Annotated in this window: 20 protein-coding genes; 16 read left to right on the top strand and 4 right to left on the bottom strand. The window is 49.7% G+C overall.

Annotated elements, in window-relative coordinates:
* Positions 1-62: 62 nt before the first annotated feature.
* Positions 63-1,406 carry an integrase gene (locus SBG41_RS07005; protein WP_317894843.1) on the top strand — a complete coding sequence of 448 codons (1,344 nt, stop codon included), beginning with the start codon at positions 63-65 and terminating at the stop codon, positions 1,404-1,406.
* Here SBG41_RS07005 and SBG41_RS07000 read toward each other — a convergent pair.
* Entirely contained in the window at positions 1,403-1,537 is a 135-nt protein-coding gene (locus SBG41_RS07000; protein ID WP_317894842.1) for a hypothetical protein, read from the bottom strand. The genes SBG41_RS07005 and SBG41_RS07000 overlap by 4 nt on opposite strands.
* 289 nt (positions 1,538-1,826) lie before the next feature.
* Between SBG41_RS07000 and SBG41_RS06995 the strand changes: the two genes are divergently transcribed.
* Positions 1,827-2,117 (top strand): hypothetical protein, encoded by a 291-nt coding sequence (locus SBG41_RS06995; protein ID WP_317894841.1) that lies wholly within the window; start codon positions 1,827-1,829, stop codon positions 2,115-2,117.
* Between the two features lie 72 nt (positions 2,118-2,189).
* Here the strand turns inward: SBG41_RS06995 and SBG41_RS06990 are convergent, their stop codons facing one another.
* Positions 2,190-2,342, bottom strand: coding sequence for a hypothetical protein (locus SBG41_RS06990; protein WP_317894840.1), 153 nt, complete (start codon positions 2,340-2,342; stop codon positions 2,190-2,192).
* 381 nt (positions 2,343-2,723) lie between these two features.
* The gene (locus SBG41_RS06985) at positions 2,724-3,764 is read right to left on the bottom strand and encodes a hypothetical protein (RefSeq protein ID WP_317894839.1); all 1,041 of its coding nucleotides are present in this window, start codon (positions 3,762-3,764) and stop codon (positions 2,724-2,726) included.
* 155 nt (positions 3,765-3,919) lie between these two features.
* Between SBG41_RS06985 and SBG41_RS06980 the strand changes: the two genes are divergently transcribed.
* The gene (locus SBG41_RS06980) at positions 3,920-4,816 is read left to right on the top strand and encodes a hypothetical protein (protein ID WP_317894838.1); all 897 of its coding nucleotides are present in this window, start codon (positions 3,920-3,922) and stop codon (positions 4,814-4,816) included.
* On the top strand, positions 4,803-5,486 hold the full coding sequence (locus tag SBG41_RS06975; protein ID WP_317894837.1) for a hypothetical protein: 684 nt from the start codon (positions 4,803-4,805) through the stop codon (positions 5,484-5,486). The genes SBG41_RS06980 and SBG41_RS06975 overlap by 14 nt, the downstream gene beginning before the upstream one ends.
* A gap of 1,018 nt (positions 5,487-6,504) precedes the next feature.
* On the opposite strand, the gene SBG41_RS06970 is transcribed toward SBG41_RS06975, so the two are convergent.
* A complete protein-coding gene (locus SBG41_RS06970) occupies positions 6,505-6,864 on the bottom strand; it encodes a hypothetical protein (protein ID WP_317894836.1) in 360 nt (119 codons plus the stop codon).
* A 235-nt stretch (positions 6,865-7,099) separates the two neighbouring features.
* Between SBG41_RS06970 and SBG41_RS06965 the strand changes: the two genes are divergently transcribed.
* The 12 genes from SBG41_RS06965 to SBG41_RS06910 all read left to right on the top strand — a co-directional run bounded on the left by SBG41_RS06965 (position 7,100) and on the right by SBG41_RS06910 (position 13,605).
* The gene (locus SBG41_RS06965; protein ID WP_317894835.1) at positions 7,100-7,552 is read left to right on the top strand and encodes a hypothetical protein; all 453 of its coding nucleotides are present in this window, start codon (positions 7,100-7,102) and stop codon (positions 7,550-7,552) included.
* A 6-nt stretch (positions 7,553-7,558) separates the two neighbouring features.
* On the top strand, positions 7,559-7,885 hold the full coding sequence (locus SBG41_RS06960; protein WP_317894834.1) for a hypothetical protein: 327 nt from the start codon (positions 7,559-7,561) through the stop codon (positions 7,883-7,885).
* Between the two features lie 3 nt (positions 7,886-7,888).
* Positions 7,889-8,110 (top strand): hypothetical protein, encoded by a 222-nt coding sequence (locus SBG41_RS06955; protein WP_317894833.1) that lies wholly within the window; start codon positions 7,889-7,891, stop codon positions 8,108-8,110.
* 335 nt (positions 8,111-8,445) lie between these two features.
* Positions 8,446-9,381 carry a hypothetical protein gene (locus SBG41_RS06950; protein WP_317894832.1) on the top strand — a complete coding sequence of 312 codons (936 nt, stop codon included), beginning with the start codon at positions 8,446-8,448 and terminating at the stop codon, positions 9,379-9,381.
* A gap of 5 nt (positions 9,382-9,386) precedes the next feature.
* A complete protein-coding gene (locus SBG41_RS06945) occupies positions 9,387-9,764 on the top strand; it encodes a hypothetical protein (RefSeq protein WP_317894831.1) in 378 nt (125 codons plus the stop codon).
* Between the two features lie 199 nt (positions 9,765-9,963).
* Positions 9,964-10,311 (top strand): hypothetical protein, encoded by a 348-nt coding sequence (locus tag SBG41_RS06940; RefSeq protein WP_317894830.1) that lies wholly within the window; start codon positions 9,964-9,966, stop codon positions 10,309-10,311.
* Between the two features lie 18 nt (positions 10,312-10,329).
* On the top strand, positions 10,330-10,857 hold the full coding sequence (locus SBG41_RS06935) for a hypothetical protein (protein WP_317894829.1): 528 nt from the start codon (positions 10,330-10,332) through the stop codon (positions 10,855-10,857).
* Positions 10,858-11,334: 477 nt separating this feature from the next.
* Complete coding sequence (locus SBG41_RS06930; protein ID WP_317894828.1) at positions 11,335-12,168, top strand: universal stress protein; 834 nt, start codon at positions 11,335-11,337, stop codon at positions 12,166-12,168.
* Positions 12,169-12,266: 98 nt separating this feature from the next.
* Positions 12,267-12,506: a hypothetical protein gene (locus SBG41_RS06925; protein WP_317894827.1), complete on the top strand. Its 240-nt coding sequence runs from the start codon at positions 12,267-12,269 to the stop codon at positions 12,504-12,506.
* Positions 12,507-12,552: 46 nt separating this feature from the next.
* Positions 12,553-12,804, top strand: a complete 252-nt coding sequence (locus tag SBG41_RS06920; protein ID WP_317894826.1) for a hypothetical protein — start codon at positions 12,553-12,555, stop codon at positions 12,802-12,804.
* A 112-nt stretch (positions 12,805-12,916) separates the two neighbouring features.
* Complete coding sequence (locus SBG41_RS06915) at positions 12,917-13,252, top strand: DUF134 domain-containing protein (protein ID WP_317894825.1); 336 nt, start codon at positions 12,917-12,919, stop codon at positions 13,250-13,252.
* Positions 13,253-13,329: 77 nt separating this feature from the next.
* Entirely contained in the window at positions 13,330-13,605 is a 276-nt protein-coding gene (locus tag SBG41_RS06910) for a MoaD/ThiS family protein (protein ID WP_317894824.1), read from the top strand.
* The last annotated feature ends 80 nt before the right edge of the window (positions 13,606-13,685 follow it).

Here is a 13,685-nt window from a genome sequence, read left to right as displayed (position 1 = left end):
CTCCTATTATTCAGTTCTCTTCCTGGTTCTTGGTTCCCGGTCAATGCCCTGGGTGGGAATTATTGGGTGAATTCTCAGGGGACGATAACTGGTTCAAAGGGGTTAATGTGGGCGCACTGAGTGATTCGGCTCGGAGGGCGATACTGGAGAAAATTAGGGATAAGCTTGGCTTCAACGAGGCGGCGAAGACGCTTGGCGTGGCGAAATCCAGTCTATACAGGTATGTTAGTGGTCAGCGCAGGGTCCCGGACGAGGTTGTGGCGAGGGCTCTGAGGCACCTATCTAGGGCGGAGTTCGAGGAGATAGTGCGGGGGGAGGAGAAGCTCCGCGCGCTGGGACTGGTAACGGGGGACGGCGTACCCGATTACAGCGCTGTGCTGGAGCTACTAGCGCTCGCGACTAGAGACGAGTACATCAAGAATGCTATACTGCGTTTCACCGTTGAGAACTTCCGCGAAGACCTCAAGAAGATGCTCGGCATATCATACGCTGGGGTCAAGCTTGAGTGGAGCGAGGGCTTCGAAAACTTCCTAATGGAGCGCAAGAAGCGCACAAAGGTCAGGGACCCGGAGACAATAAAGTACTACCGGAACCTCTTCAGGAAGCACCTAGAGGGCAGGGAGCTGAGCGAGCAACTAATCGAGTGGGTGGCGAGGCACCCTAACGGCTGGTTGCGCAACATCTTCAGACACTACATACAGTACCTATACTTCAGAAGGAGGATAAGCGGCGAGACAATGGCCTGGATAATGGAGGTGGTGCCCTCGCGCAGCTACAAACTACGGGTCAAGGCGTACAGGATCGACCTAGACCAGTTCAGGAAGACCATGGATTATCTAAGGAGCAGGCACGAGCTCTACTACTTGTATTACCTATTAATGTACTATAGCGGTATACGGCTGGAGCACGTAGTCAAGCTTGTTGGGGCTTGGAGCCCGGACGAGGAAGTACACGTTGAGATGCTGGACGACTACAGCCCACGCCTCGTGTGCTTCAAGAGCTTTTGCAGATACTATATGGGGCTTAGGGAGAGCAACAAGTTGTGTGAATGGGTATACTTTCCCCGCGACCTGCTACCGCTACTAGAGAAGCACGGCGGCACTAAGAGGGATAGGAGCAAGGTGAGCGACTACGCTAGGAAGCACAACCTGTTGCGGCCAAAGTATCTCCGGAAGCTGAACTGGAGAGTACTTGAGAAAACAGTGAATAAGGAGTCAGCGGCGAAGTTCATCCAGTCAAGGCTGGGGGAGATAGGTGAGATAAGCAAGGCGGTGTACTCAGACCTCTTATCGGATGCAGACTACTGGTATCCCAGGGTAATGGAGGTTCTGAGAAGAGGACTCGAGGACATTGATTACCTAAAAACGGTACTTAAGCGAGGGGTGCCAAAACCGGCCACAGCCTAGTCAAGGATCTCTATGTAGATGTTTATCTTCCTCCTACGCTCATGCAACTCCCGCCAGAGCTCGTTCAAATCCTTGGGAAGATATATTACGTATTTTTCCTCATTAAGCCTCGCCACCTTCTTGCCTCCCAATGGTATTACCGTCCCTTTCCTCAACAGCTCCCTTTAATATCACTTGATCCCTTATTCTAAATGCCTTTATCAAGCCTTTTAAAAAGAGGTCTAGGAGGAGGACTCTACGCAACGACAATCATTGTGCTGGGTGGGGCAGGGGGCTGTGAGGAGAGGGGTGTGTGAGAGGGGTTTGCTTGTTACTAGTTGTTGCAGTTATTGTAGACCTGGTGTATCGCTAGTGCTAATATAGTGGCAATGCCCAGTATTCCTAAGCTTTTAAATACGCTGTAACTATATGGGTAGCAGCATGTCCCGGCTCGTCAGGATAGACGATTCAGTTCACCGAATACTGCTTGGCATGTCAGCAAAATACGGTATTAGTGTAAGTGGCCTCACAAGTCTATTGATAGCGCTAGGCTTGCTAGTATTGAAGAATAATGGGGTTATTGATCTGGACGAGGAGGAGGAAAAAGCAATAATGAGGATGCTCGGCTCAAGATTAATGAGGATATACCTTGAAGCACGATCAATCCAGTTAGCGAAGAAGCTTCAAGCAGCTCCTCCGTCCCGGCCCATTGATAGCAACAAGAAGCAGTAGCTCAGAGAGTAAGCACTAAAAGTAGTGCCTGCTGATGGAGGCAGGCACGTTGCCGCGTACATGCCTGCCTGATTAGACAGGGCGCAGCAATAGCATGGCTGGCGTGACTGGGAGCGGGTCATCATTACCGTCTTTTCTCTTCTTCTTTTTCTTATCCTCGTAACTATCATTAAAAAACCTTATAAGGCAAGAAAACAAGTCATCACAATACTTCTTATTCTCCATAGAACTACACCGTGCTTTAACACGGCTATACAATTATATGTATATTGGTTTACCGGAGTCATATATCCCAGTAAACTAAAGTATAAATACCGCTATTATCGCATTGGTATACAACCTTCTCATAATCAATAAGCCAATTACTAGCTCGTCAACCGTGCTTGCTTGTTTTTAAGTTCTCTGAAGGCGCCAATCAATGAACGAACAGGGGAACGAACATAACAGGAGGTGAGAGGGAATGAGGAGCAGGAAGGAGCTCAGGAAGAAACTCCTGAGAATAGCACCATACATGGCATTAGCGACGACAATGATAGAGGTACTTGAAGCAAAGAACTGGAGAGGGCCGTTTTAATAATCTAGTAGTGCTCAGCCCCTATCAGCCAGTCAGTATTTTTTCACTATTTCCTCTATTCTCTCTACTGCTGGTTCTTCTAAGCTCCATGATTCCTCTATGGGGTTGTACATCTCGAAAGGAAACGGGACAGCTGTTACAGAGACCGTTGTTGTAATTTTTTCTAGGCCGGGGAGAAATATGTCGATAAATTCCGATTGCTCAGCAAAAGACGTAGCGCCAACCGATGCTATTACTGTGTCCCCTGTGTCGGCTAGCATGGTTGAACCCATTGTTACCGCTGCCAGCCCGTAGAGTAGCTCCCTGTACTTCTTTTCCACTACGAGGACTGGGTAACTGCACACGTTCGGTCTGCCAACGAATAGTCTTCCGAGCACGTAGCGCCGGCTAAGCTCGACGTAGTGCCTCTTGACGTAGCGCATGCTTAGCTCCAGCTCCTCGCCCAGCTCCTTCTCTATGCGGGCGCGGGCCGCGTAGACCAGGCTCCGCAGCTCCCGGAGCGTGAGAAGGGGCTCCAGCTCCATCACGCTGATAAGCAGGTAGTCTAGGAACCTGTTCCTGCTCCTGTAGGGCGGCGCGGTGTTCAGCTTCTCCAGCATTGCCTTCCCGAGGCGCCAAGCGTCGCCCTCGGAGGCCTCAGGGTAGAGCTTGCCGAGGCAATTCAATACAGGGTAGACCCTCGCATCGTAGACCTCGTCGTAGAACGAGTCCAGCCGCGCCACGATCTCGTCCCTGACCTCCTTCGGAGCATAGTAGAGGGCGCCTATGGTGCCGTCGCCGAAGATGTAGAACCTGTGCACGTACCTGACAAGCGGGATGTCCCGCATCTCCCTTATCAGCAGCTTCTGCCTGCCCGCATACCTGTCCCGGTAGTACCTCCACTTCTCGCGGTCATTCAGCACGGCGTAGACGTGGCCGACGCCGAGCGGCTCAAGGAACGAGAGATGGGCCACGAACATGCCCTGGAGCCTGGGGAGGAGAATGCGAGAAATCCACGCCTTACTCTTCCCAATCTTTTCCTTCTCGGCTCGAAAATCATAACAGCTTAATTTAACGAGTACACGAGCATCCAACAAGAGACCCTAACAATCATATAATTATTGTGTAATACTTATCTCTTATCTACCACTACTTGCGCTTGCTCATTCTATGGAGCAAGAGTGTGGAGCGTATTTTGCCACTTTTTAAGTGCCTTTCAATGCTATAGAATTCTTCTGAGATGATAGGGTTGAAGAGGGTTAAGGGACTGCTTATCCCTGTACTCGAGGCGCTACGAGAATCGTGCTGCTCACGAGGTATACTAAGCTTTCCCGACTATTATGAGTTCGAGGCTTATAGTTCATGTAATTCACGGTATAATGTTGAGAGGCGTATTAGGCCAAAAACCTTCGCGCATATCGAGCCAACACGCATCGATACTATTACATATGAACTCGTGTTCCTCAACCCCTATGAGGCTCTCTCAAAGCTTGATGGGGAACTAGTTACCCAGGTATCTCCACCTGTACCGGGCAAGAGGCCGAGAATGGTATCGGTGAAAAGGTTCAGAGACTTCTGGGCGTTTAAGAGGTTCCTTGAGCAGCACTGGTGTGCGTCGAGGATAATAGCTGTAAGCAACCATATTGCTATAGCAACTATAGAAATAACGCAGACACGCATTAAACAGCCTACAAGGCTTCCCTACGCATACGGCTATGTCGACCGCATACTAGATAAGATCAGTGTCTATAAGCTGCTTCACAAGAGCAAACCAATTATAAAATTCGACAAGATGCCGAGCGATATCAGTAATGGAGAAAGAGCCCGTATACTAGCACAGAGGCTGCAAGCCTTCCCGCTTCCATGGCCATGGTCTGTTGTTGGACTTGTTATAGACAAGAGCAGGGGATTAATCACAGCCCTCAATCCCCGTGCAACTGAGGCGATACTCGTTAAAGACTTGCTTGAGCTCAGGGTGCTAGACCTCCACGCTCCTCGAGTATCTATACCTATACTCGTTGTCAGGAAGCTGACACTCATTAATCCATTATTCCCGGTCAGCGGTAATGCGGCGCTAAGCCACGCCCTCCTACTCGCCTCCATGGCTATCGACCCCCTCATGGGGTTTAATCATGACCGTATATAGTCGCGAATTATCGAGAATGATCTATTTCGAGGCCTATGGCTACAACCCGGCACGGTACGGGAAATCAGTGTACTCGGCTACTAGGGGTCTCGTGCTTTCATCACTCCGGCCTGTAGAGGTTCTTATCCCGGAGCCCATGTATCAGCAGCTTAGGAGGACTCGGGTAAAGAAATACACCGTACTAAGATCATCATCGAACCAAAGGATTGTCTTGAGGACTAGGGACATAGTTATCAACATATACGATGAATATAGGCTGAGAAGGTATACAGGTAAATCAGCAACGGTGCCTCAGCGCATAGCGATGAGGCTCAAAACCCTTAAGCGGATGAGCGACACAATGTTTACTACCAGATGGGAGGATGTAATAACATACATGGGTGAAGGCGGGGAGCTCCTACTACTAGCCCTATACTATAACTATAGGAGAGGCAGTCTCGGCATGAAGCTCTTCGTGTTCGACAACCCCTTTGTTGTTGAGGTGTTCTTCTCTAAAGTCGGTTACAGGGAAGGGGTTCTCGCTATCCACGATAACGCGGTAGTATATGTACCAATACCCTATAGCCATGTGCGTTACAACGACTTGCGGAGAGCGTTCGAATCCATAAGGACGGCGAGGATGAGGGGGCGGAGAAGAGGACTACGCACTACTATACAACCCGGACATTGAATACGCCGATATGTGGTAAGGGGTACTGAGGCTCGAACAAACAAGCTTTTCTCGCCTTTCTAAGCCCTCTACCTTCTAGGCAGCAGTTGTGTTGTGTCTTCTCCCCAATCCTACCAGCTGGTGCTGGTAATTGTTGCACCAATAATCATAGCAGACATGCTCTCCCGCATGGGGCCTGCTACAGCCTACTCTATCCCATCCCTTACCTCCCTTGTCAAGTGATTCGCCGTGTAGCCGCGCTTAATAGTACCATCTTTCCTAAAATACGTATGCAACGACTCCTAACCGTTCACTACTTCTCATAATCTCTCCTCATAATTATTGCCCAGCTACGTGTATACATGAGTACGAAGGGGTGACGGCAAGCAGATTTCTCGACAGTTGCTTAGGAATCATTCCCTTATGGCTCAAGGCAGCTATGAGGGCTGGTCTTGGTTTTTCTAGGCCAGTTATGAGTCCTCAAGTCATCGCTATACACCTACATGGGCTGTTCACGTGGCCGCCGTGGCCGCGAAGGTGGCTACGAGTCCTTGCGGCCCGGTAGAGCGGCAAGACAGCTATGAGGCATAATTCGTTTCCTTAAATGCCGCGGGCAAAACACCTGCCCATGTAGTCTCGTAACAGACTGTGCGCTGGCAACTAGTCTCATAACTGCCTTCGATCCAAGAGTATCAGACAAGGAGGCAAGCGAGAACCTTGAGAGAAGTGAAAGGGCATCCACCAACGCCCCTATAAGTTACTAGGGAACGACAACTAAGACACAACCCACATGCCGACTCATATCACCCCCGTTTAAAAGCGCCGTAGAATTGTGCAGCCAAGGACTGGTATGTCAAGCTCTACTGTCCTTGATTCTTAGAGGTAATAGTTAAGGCCTTGATGACAGTCAGGCTTAGAAGGAGGCTCCTTTTTCTCCTAGATCGTTCCTCAGCAATTCATCGCGCAAAATACCTTTGGTTTCAATGTTTTCCTAGATTCTTCGCACAAGAGTAACCTTTAGGCACTTTATAGGCCATATTTATCTATGGGACTTGCTTACCAGAGCTAGCTTCTCGGCGATCCGGAGCATGGTTTCGATGTCTCTTAGTGTGAGTGTGTAGAAGTACCTGTTGCCCCTTATGTGGAGTTCTGCGGCGGTGTTAACTGTGTCTATTAGCTCTCGTAGGCAGTTCTCGTCCCCCAGGCACTCTGTGACGAGTTCCTCGCCTCCAGCGTTGTAGAGGAGGAGGTAGGTCTCGAGGACTGCGAGCTCGTAGGCGGCGAGGACCGGGGCGGCCTCCGGGTCGACGCCGCACATGTAGCCTAGGCGGCGGCAAAGCACCCCCACTATCCCAACGCCACGCATAGAGCCAATGCACTCGCTATCATTACAACACATACAACAAACCCAAATATACAAGTAATACAGCCAACAAAATAGCACTTCCCCGCAAACACCTATACATAGACGGCTCAAGCTTTTGAGGCACCACTAGCAAGGCGCTAAGGCTCTATTCGACTTCATTAGATAAACTACTTGCAACTTAAACTTAGACAGTGCAATAATGCATTAGCTTATTGGCAGGGAGTTTAAGTAGAGAATATTATTCCTAGCTTACCTGGGGTCTTGATCCTTGAGCGCCACAAATAGTGGGGTCTACACGGTTGTATCGAGCAGGCCAGGTTTAGTAGTGCTCACGGATGGGAGCAGGCTCGTCCTCCGTGTTGTCATAGTTGGGGCTAGGTACGTCGGCTTCTCCCCCTTTGGGGGAGCAAACTTCGCGGTAAAGACTGCTGGCGGCGTCGCATCCCTCCATGTGCCCGAGGAGCTCGTGGAGGCTGTGAGGAACAAGCCGCTTGCCCCGCCAGATAAGCCTCCCCAGGAGGGCTGGGAGCTAGTGGACATAGAGAGCCAGGAGCCCGCCTGGGAGGAGATAGAGCTACCGGTCGGCGATAAGAGGTACCGGATACGCGTAAGCGGCGAAGCAGCAATGGTGTCGCGCAACACGAGCTACAGAACAGATATGGGTGAACCACTCTACCTAGTATTCTGGAGCACCAAGATCATGTGGAAACCAGTAGGGTGAGCAGGCTTGAGCATTAGTAGGCAGAAGCCCTGGAGCCCCAGCCGGGTCGCCCAGCCGCCAGTAGAGGGCCTAGAACTACTCCCAGTCCAGGGCTCCAGCGACACAACGGGGATGACAAGCATAGAGGGCGACACTACCCAGGCACAGAGCGTGGCCGGTGCCCTGGCCCTCTCCTCGAGAATCATAACCCGCCTAGCAAAGGCCCTCTGGAAGCAGGTCAGGCCAAGAGAAATAGCCTCCCTCAGGCCCGGGGAGATAAGGAGGCTGTCCAGGGACCTCATAGTCGAGAAGACCGGTGACGGTAGGATAATCATATACGAGATAGAGGAGTAAGACGTGGCAGATGAGCCAGAGGCGCCAATAAGCGCTAGGATAGAGTACAGGAGGGCCAAGAAGATAGTAGAGCTGGACGCCAAGGTATTCAAGCCCTGCAACGTGAAAGAGCTCGAGAAAGGCCTCCTGCACAAAAACACGTACCTCATACATTTCGACGGTGAGAAATGGGACATACTCAGAATAACCAGTAAAGGCGAGATAGAACGCTACATACTTCGATAAAGAACAGCTTGTTTCCTAGACGGTGACATAGACAAGGCATAGCTAGCTTAGCGCCTTATCTCTACAAAGCGCTGTATCTAGTCTGCTATCTCGGATAAGAAGCGATCACCAGCTTCGTCCCCTTGCCCTAAGGCTAGGCACTACAACCTTCTCGGCATAAACCATTTTCTTCTGCTCCCATAATCGTTGCAACACTGTTGGCTCCTTTTGGTGAAAAACGGCTGGTTATATATCTTACGCGGGAATTGTTTGTCCGAAACTTACCCAGTCTACTTATGAGACTAATACTCTTCATATATATATATATATGAAGAGGGTGTTGAAGGGTGAGACGTATGTCCCGTCCCGGCTTGGTGGCTAAGCGGGGCCTCATCCTAGCATTGTTGCCGGTCTTCCTGCTGCCAGTCGTGGCGCCGCTACTGCCTAGCAACGCTACCGTAGCCTACGCGCTTAGCCCTGGTGATAACACCCTACTCATAAAGAGGCTCGTCATAGCACAGCTTGATCAGCGCGGCCGCTTCGGCCACCTAGTTCTAAACATAACTACCCTGAACAAAGTACTAAACCTAACCAATGCCACAAGAGTGTGCAATGTAACAGCTCACTCCAGTACAGCCTTCAATATTAGTGTTGAGAAGATCTACGAGCTTAACACCTCGACGAGGAGAATGGTGTTCGCGGAGATAACAGTATACAACCAGACCTATAGCCAGAGCTTCTACCTACTAGCCTATAGGGCTGAGCACCCAGGCTTCAACGTAACAATAGTTACAAGGATCATAACGGACCCCGAGACCGGCAACTACAAGTACTTCATAACAACAGCGAATATCGAGCCCCGCCAAGAACACCCAGTAGCCGATATAGTGGTAATACCAAACGAAACCACACTGTCGCAGAGCTACAAGCTACTAGCAAAGACACTAGTGAAGATATCACGCGGAGACAACGACACAAAGACAATCTGGCCCAAAGTAGCAATGGAGCTGCGTCATCTCTCTGTGCTGGTGCAGAAGCACCTACAACCATACAACAAGAAAGCAAAAACAATAGCAATAATAACAGACGGATACTGGGACTGTCTAAAGCAGTGTGCTTCTGATGTGTGTGGAGTACCTAATGCAATACTCGGTGCTAGTTGTGCCTTAGCATGCGGGTTATGCTATTTTGAAGTAATATCATGTAGCTACTGTGCCTGGTGCTCAATTATATTGGGGGCGTCAACCATAGGCTGTTTAATTGGATGCTTTGTAGGATGTGTATGGGGATGAACAGAATGGCTCGTGACATAACCCATGCCAAACAAGTATTTTTTAATATTATCCTGCTTGTCTCAATAGCTGCCTTAGTGGCTGTTTCTGCGGCAGTGCATTTGGGTAGCCTACAGTGTGGTCGTTCATGTAATAGGGTTCTAGCCGTATCCGTCATTCTTCTGCTGGTATCAGCCGCCCTTTATGCATTTGCTGTAGGCTTTGCCGTGTTTGGTTTAGCTAGGCTCATAGTACGGTACCTCCTTTATGGTGCAGGGATTATCAACGTCGTCGCTGTGCTCGCAGGACTACTCGTGGCCAAGGATGCTGTATCGCTACTCGTTCTTCTATCATCACTCGTAATAGCTATTGCTATCATCCTAGGTCTCACTAAGTCCCCTTAGAGCATATTCTGTAAGGAGGAGTCCCGGCTTCTAGGATGCTGGCCCCTGGCTTCTGCGTAACATCTGCTGTGGAAGAAAATTAGCAAGCAGTTACCTTCAAGCTATTGGGTTTTTGTTCCACATATGTAGAGGCTATATGAATGTATACGCGTTAGCTTTTTAGCAATCATTATGAGGATTATTTAGTAGGGACACGGCATTGCCTAGTACTTCCTTCCTACTTGGTTTACTCACGTTTGTTGCTAGTATAACTCTAGCAGTGATAGCGCTTTGGGAAATGCTTACCGCAGGGAGGCGGGGCGAGAGCTATGAGAAAGAGCTACGCATTATTTCCCGGCTAGCAATGGTGCTCGGCGGATGCCTTGCAGGCTTCGTGAGCGCCGTGAGTCTCTTCGGTATACGTGTGCCAAAGATTGTTGAGGACGCGGTAGTGGCCTCGTTGTTCGCGGGGGAGGCCGCCATGATCCTGCTATACTATTTGCTGAGACATAGGCATAGCCGCCTAGTAGAGCGGAGACGTCCCGCGGCTTCCCAGCGCATGGCCTAGCCGGGGGGGCGTGTAGTCGTGGATGCCGTTTCTCTTGTCTTGTTCATTGCCTCCTCTCTCCTAGGGCTTGTTGTCGGGCTTGGTGCCTGGAGACGGGATGAGCTGCTCGTTGCCAGTGGGCTTCTTGGCGGCTTCGTCTTGGCGCTTGTACCTCTTGCTAGAGCCTCCCCCGGTGGTGCTAGGTTCCTCACGGCGCTCGCGCCAGTCCTAGTGTTTGTCGTCATCATTGTGTTGCTGCTAGGTGCTAGAAGGAGGTACAGAGTTAGCCTTGCCGCACTCATGGCGTGCCGCTACGAGGGGAAGAGAATGTTGCTGGACACGCTCGGGTTCGCAGCCGGCCTAATACTATTGGTGACCGGGGTCCTCCTAGTAGCAGTCGCCTCCACGAAAACGGCTAGAGGAGGCGAGCTGGCGAGAGCTATAGCGGCTTCAGCCATCCTCATAGCACTAGGCACACCAACACTCTACTACGCATTCAAAGACTACCTTGAGAGCTGCATGCCGGGAATGAAGAAATATGCAACAACCAGAACCGCAACAACCTAGAATGTCCCCCTTTTGCAACGGTTCTCTGAGCCCCAACACGTCGCTGGACAGGAAATATGATCTGGATAAAGGTTCCTGGTGCAATAATTATAATTCCATCAGTAATTCGCATAGTAATGCTGGGTTCCCGGATCACGGTTTCTATGGGAACTTGTAATATATATGACACGGGCCTGAAGAGCCGGTGGCTGCACGGCCGCGCGGGTTCAAATCCCGCCCCCGGCGCCACAACAGTTTCCAATTCTTATCGTTTGGATCCTCTATGGAACGCCAGGTTGCGTAAAGTATAATTCGCCGTTCGTCCAGGCTTGTATTATACCGGTTTTAATGAATGCTAAGAGCCTTGACATTGATTCTGATCGCCGGCCTCATCTAGTGAAAAGATTGCTGTCTCTTGCATGATTAAGAATATGATTATGGATAGCGTAGTGTTTTAATTATTAGCAATACGATAACCTATGTATTTGGGATTACATCTTGTTTGTACACGCACTTGTCGGGATAGACTTGTCTAAAGTTAGCGACGTCTTTGTTCGATGGCTTCCGTCGCTAAAGGTTATAGAGACTAGGCGGCTCACTCTGGTCTATGTTATCCCCTTAGAAGTAGTTGACCATGTTGCGGGATTTGATGTTGAAGGGCTTTTAAGTAGTATAAGGAGAGAAGCGTTAGAAAAGCTTGAAAAATACGCTGGGTATCTTGAAGACCAAGGATTTAGTGTTGATTTTAAGATTGTTGGCCCGTCTATCCCAGCACACCGGCTTGCAAAAGAAGCTGAAAAAGTGAAAGCTGACTACATTGTTGTTGCTTCTAGGGGTCATGGCTGGCTACGTAGCCTCTTACTTGGAAGCACTGTTGAGGAACTCTTGCATGTTAGTTCTAAGCCTGTCTTCGTTTCAAAGCCTTACAGACATAATAAAGAGGACGGAGTCGAACTCAGGCCACCAATGAACCCCTTTGTGGGTAAACCTATTCTTGCAGCCGTTGATTTCGATGAGTATCTTGACGCGGTTCTATCTTGTGGGGCTGAGATTGCTCGTAAAAGTAAAGCAGACCTTTATCTATTGCATGTAGCCGAAGCCGAGAATGAAGAAGTAAAAGCACGTGAAAGACTAGCGCGCCTTGCCAGGAGCCTTGCATCAGGTGGCGAAATAGTTGTCAACACGGTTGTGCAGCGTGGTCGTCCCCAGAAAGTTGTGCTCGATTATGCCCGGATGATTGGTTCTTCGCTAATAATTGTTGGTGGAAGTATGGGTAGTGTAGCAGAATATGTGGTTAGAAGATCGCATACTCATGTATTAGTCTGCAAATAGCTTTATCTTTCTGTTCCGTACAGTTGCACAAAGATTTATACGTCCCCAACTATATTCTAGTACTGAGTGGAGCCAGTCGAACAGACTAGGTGATGCCTATGGCGTGGAGATGGTGGGGCCGAGGCTGGGGCTGGAAAGGAGGCTGGTGGGGCCCGTGGCCAGGAAAAGGCCCATTTAGCTATCTTCCGCCATGGATGCGACCCGGCTGGGTCTTCGGCGGAAGAGGAGCTTGTTGGCGGCTCTTCGGGTTACCGGGCTGGATCTACTGGAACCGCTACTATCCCTGGTACTGGCTTTACCAGCATCCAGTGCCGGTCTATAATCCCTGGTACTGGTAAAGCGCGTACAACAGCATAGCGTTTTACCAAAATAGGGGTGCGCACAATGCCTTGGTGGTGGATATACTACATACCATATTGGCCATACTGGCGGCGTCCTGTACCAGTTCCGCCCTACCTGCCATACATGTATCCAGCGCTATTTCCAGCCCCCTATCCCGTTTGGCCCGAAGAAGAGCTACGCTACTTGGAAGAATATCGCCGTTACCTAGAATACGAGCTAGAGGCTATAAAGGAAGAAATTAAGGAAATAGATGCAAGAATACAAGAGCTTCGAAAGATCCTAGGAAAAGCCTAAGCTCGAGTCCAGATATCTTAGCTTTTTTAAATTGCTTTTATTTATCTCCTTCCCAGTGATGCTAGAAATAAGACTTATTCTTCAATAGTCCTGCAGCTAGGTGAAAGTAAGGATGGGTCATAGAGGCAAGAGGCATAGATGGGGCCACCGCTGGAAGTGCCTAAGAGAAGTCTGGGAAAGGATTGGGAGACTGGCTCCAGGCCCTCTGAATGCGAAAATCTTCATACCAGTTATTGGTTCTGAGTCTCTCTGTAATGAGCCTATAATAATCTATAGTGATGAGTTTGAAGCCTACAAGCTTGTCTACCTGGAGGGACGTACACAGGAGGAGGCAGCCGCTATAATGGGTGTTTCAAGGGGGAGTTTATGGAGGCTTCTCTACAGCGCCCGCCGTAAGATAGGTCTTGCGATTCTCGAGTCAAGGCCTTTTGTAATAGTGCCGGTATAGACATCTAAGTGCGGTGGGGCCTAGGTTTGGAAATATAAGGGTACGTGATATTAACGTGTGTTACCTGGGAGTATGCTATGCCTATAGTGCACGTTAAGCTTGTTGCGCTTTTGCGCGAGGCTGTTGGTGGAAAGGATAAAGTAGATATTGAGATTAAGAACACTAGCACCAAGTTACGAGATGTGATTGACGAGCTCTTTGTCAAATACCCTAGGCTCAAGAACCTCGTAGAGGAGCTAGGTAAGAGAGGGCTTGATGTACTATTTGTCCTAAACGGGAAGGAGACTAATCTTGACGCAGAGGTAAGGGATGGTGATGAAATAGTAATTCTTCCTCCCGCTTCCGGGGGATGACCGCCCTAGGATCCCGAAGCGAATTTGTGCACCAAGCTGATAAGATAATACGCCCTAAATCATACACGTTTACACTTGTT

Origin of the sequence: Pyrofollis japonicus (assembly GCF_033097485.1) — an archaeon.
Classification (GTDB): domain Archaea; phylum Thermoproteota; class Thermoprotei_A; order Sulfolobales; family Pyrodictiaceae; genus Pyrofollis; species Pyrofollis japonicus.
This window is presented reverse-complemented; position numbering and strand designations above follow the sequence as displayed.

Excerpts from the sequence above, each read along its gene's own strand:
- SBG41_RS06995 (WP_317894841.1), top strand. The coding sequence starts at position 1,827 with ATGTCCCGGCTCGTCAGGATAGACGATTCAGTTCACCGAATACTGCTT.
- SBG41_RS06990 (WP_317894840.1), bottom strand. The coding sequence starts at position 2,342 with ATGGAGAATAAGAAGTATTGTGATGACTTGTTTTCTTGCCTTATAAGG.
- SBG41_RS06975 (WP_317894837.1), top strand. The coding sequence starts at position 4,803 with ATGACCGTATATAGTCGCGAATTATCGAGAATGATCTATTTCGAGGCC.
- SBG41_RS06970 (WP_317894836.1), bottom strand. The coding sequence starts at position 6,864 with ATGTGTTGTAATGATAGCGAGTGCATTGGCTCTATGCGTGGCGTTGGG.
- SBG41_RS06950 (WP_317894832.1), top strand. The coding sequence starts at position 8,446 with ATGTCCCGTCCCGGCTTGGTGGCTAAGCGGGGCCTCATCCTAGCATTG.
- SBG41_RS06945 (WP_317894831.1), top strand. The coding sequence starts at position 9,387 with ATGGCTCGTGACATAACCCATGCCAAACAAGTATTTTTTAATATTATC.
- SBG41_RS06925 (WP_317894827.1), top strand. The coding sequence starts at position 12,267 with ATGGCGTGGAGATGGTGGGGCCGAGGCTGGGGCTGGAAAGGAGGCTGG.
- SBG41_RS06920 (WP_317894826.1), top strand. The coding sequence starts at position 12,553 with ATGCCTTGGTGGTGGATATACTACATACCATATTGGCCATACTGGCGG.
- SBG41_RS06915 (WP_317894825.1), top strand. The coding sequence starts at position 12,917 with ATGGGTCATAGAGGCAAGAGGCATAGATGGGGCCACCGCTGGAAGTGC.
- SBG41_RS06910 (WP_317894824.1), top strand. The coding sequence starts at position 13,330 with ATGCCTATAGTGCACGTTAAGCTTGTTGCGCTTTTGCGCGAGGCTGTT.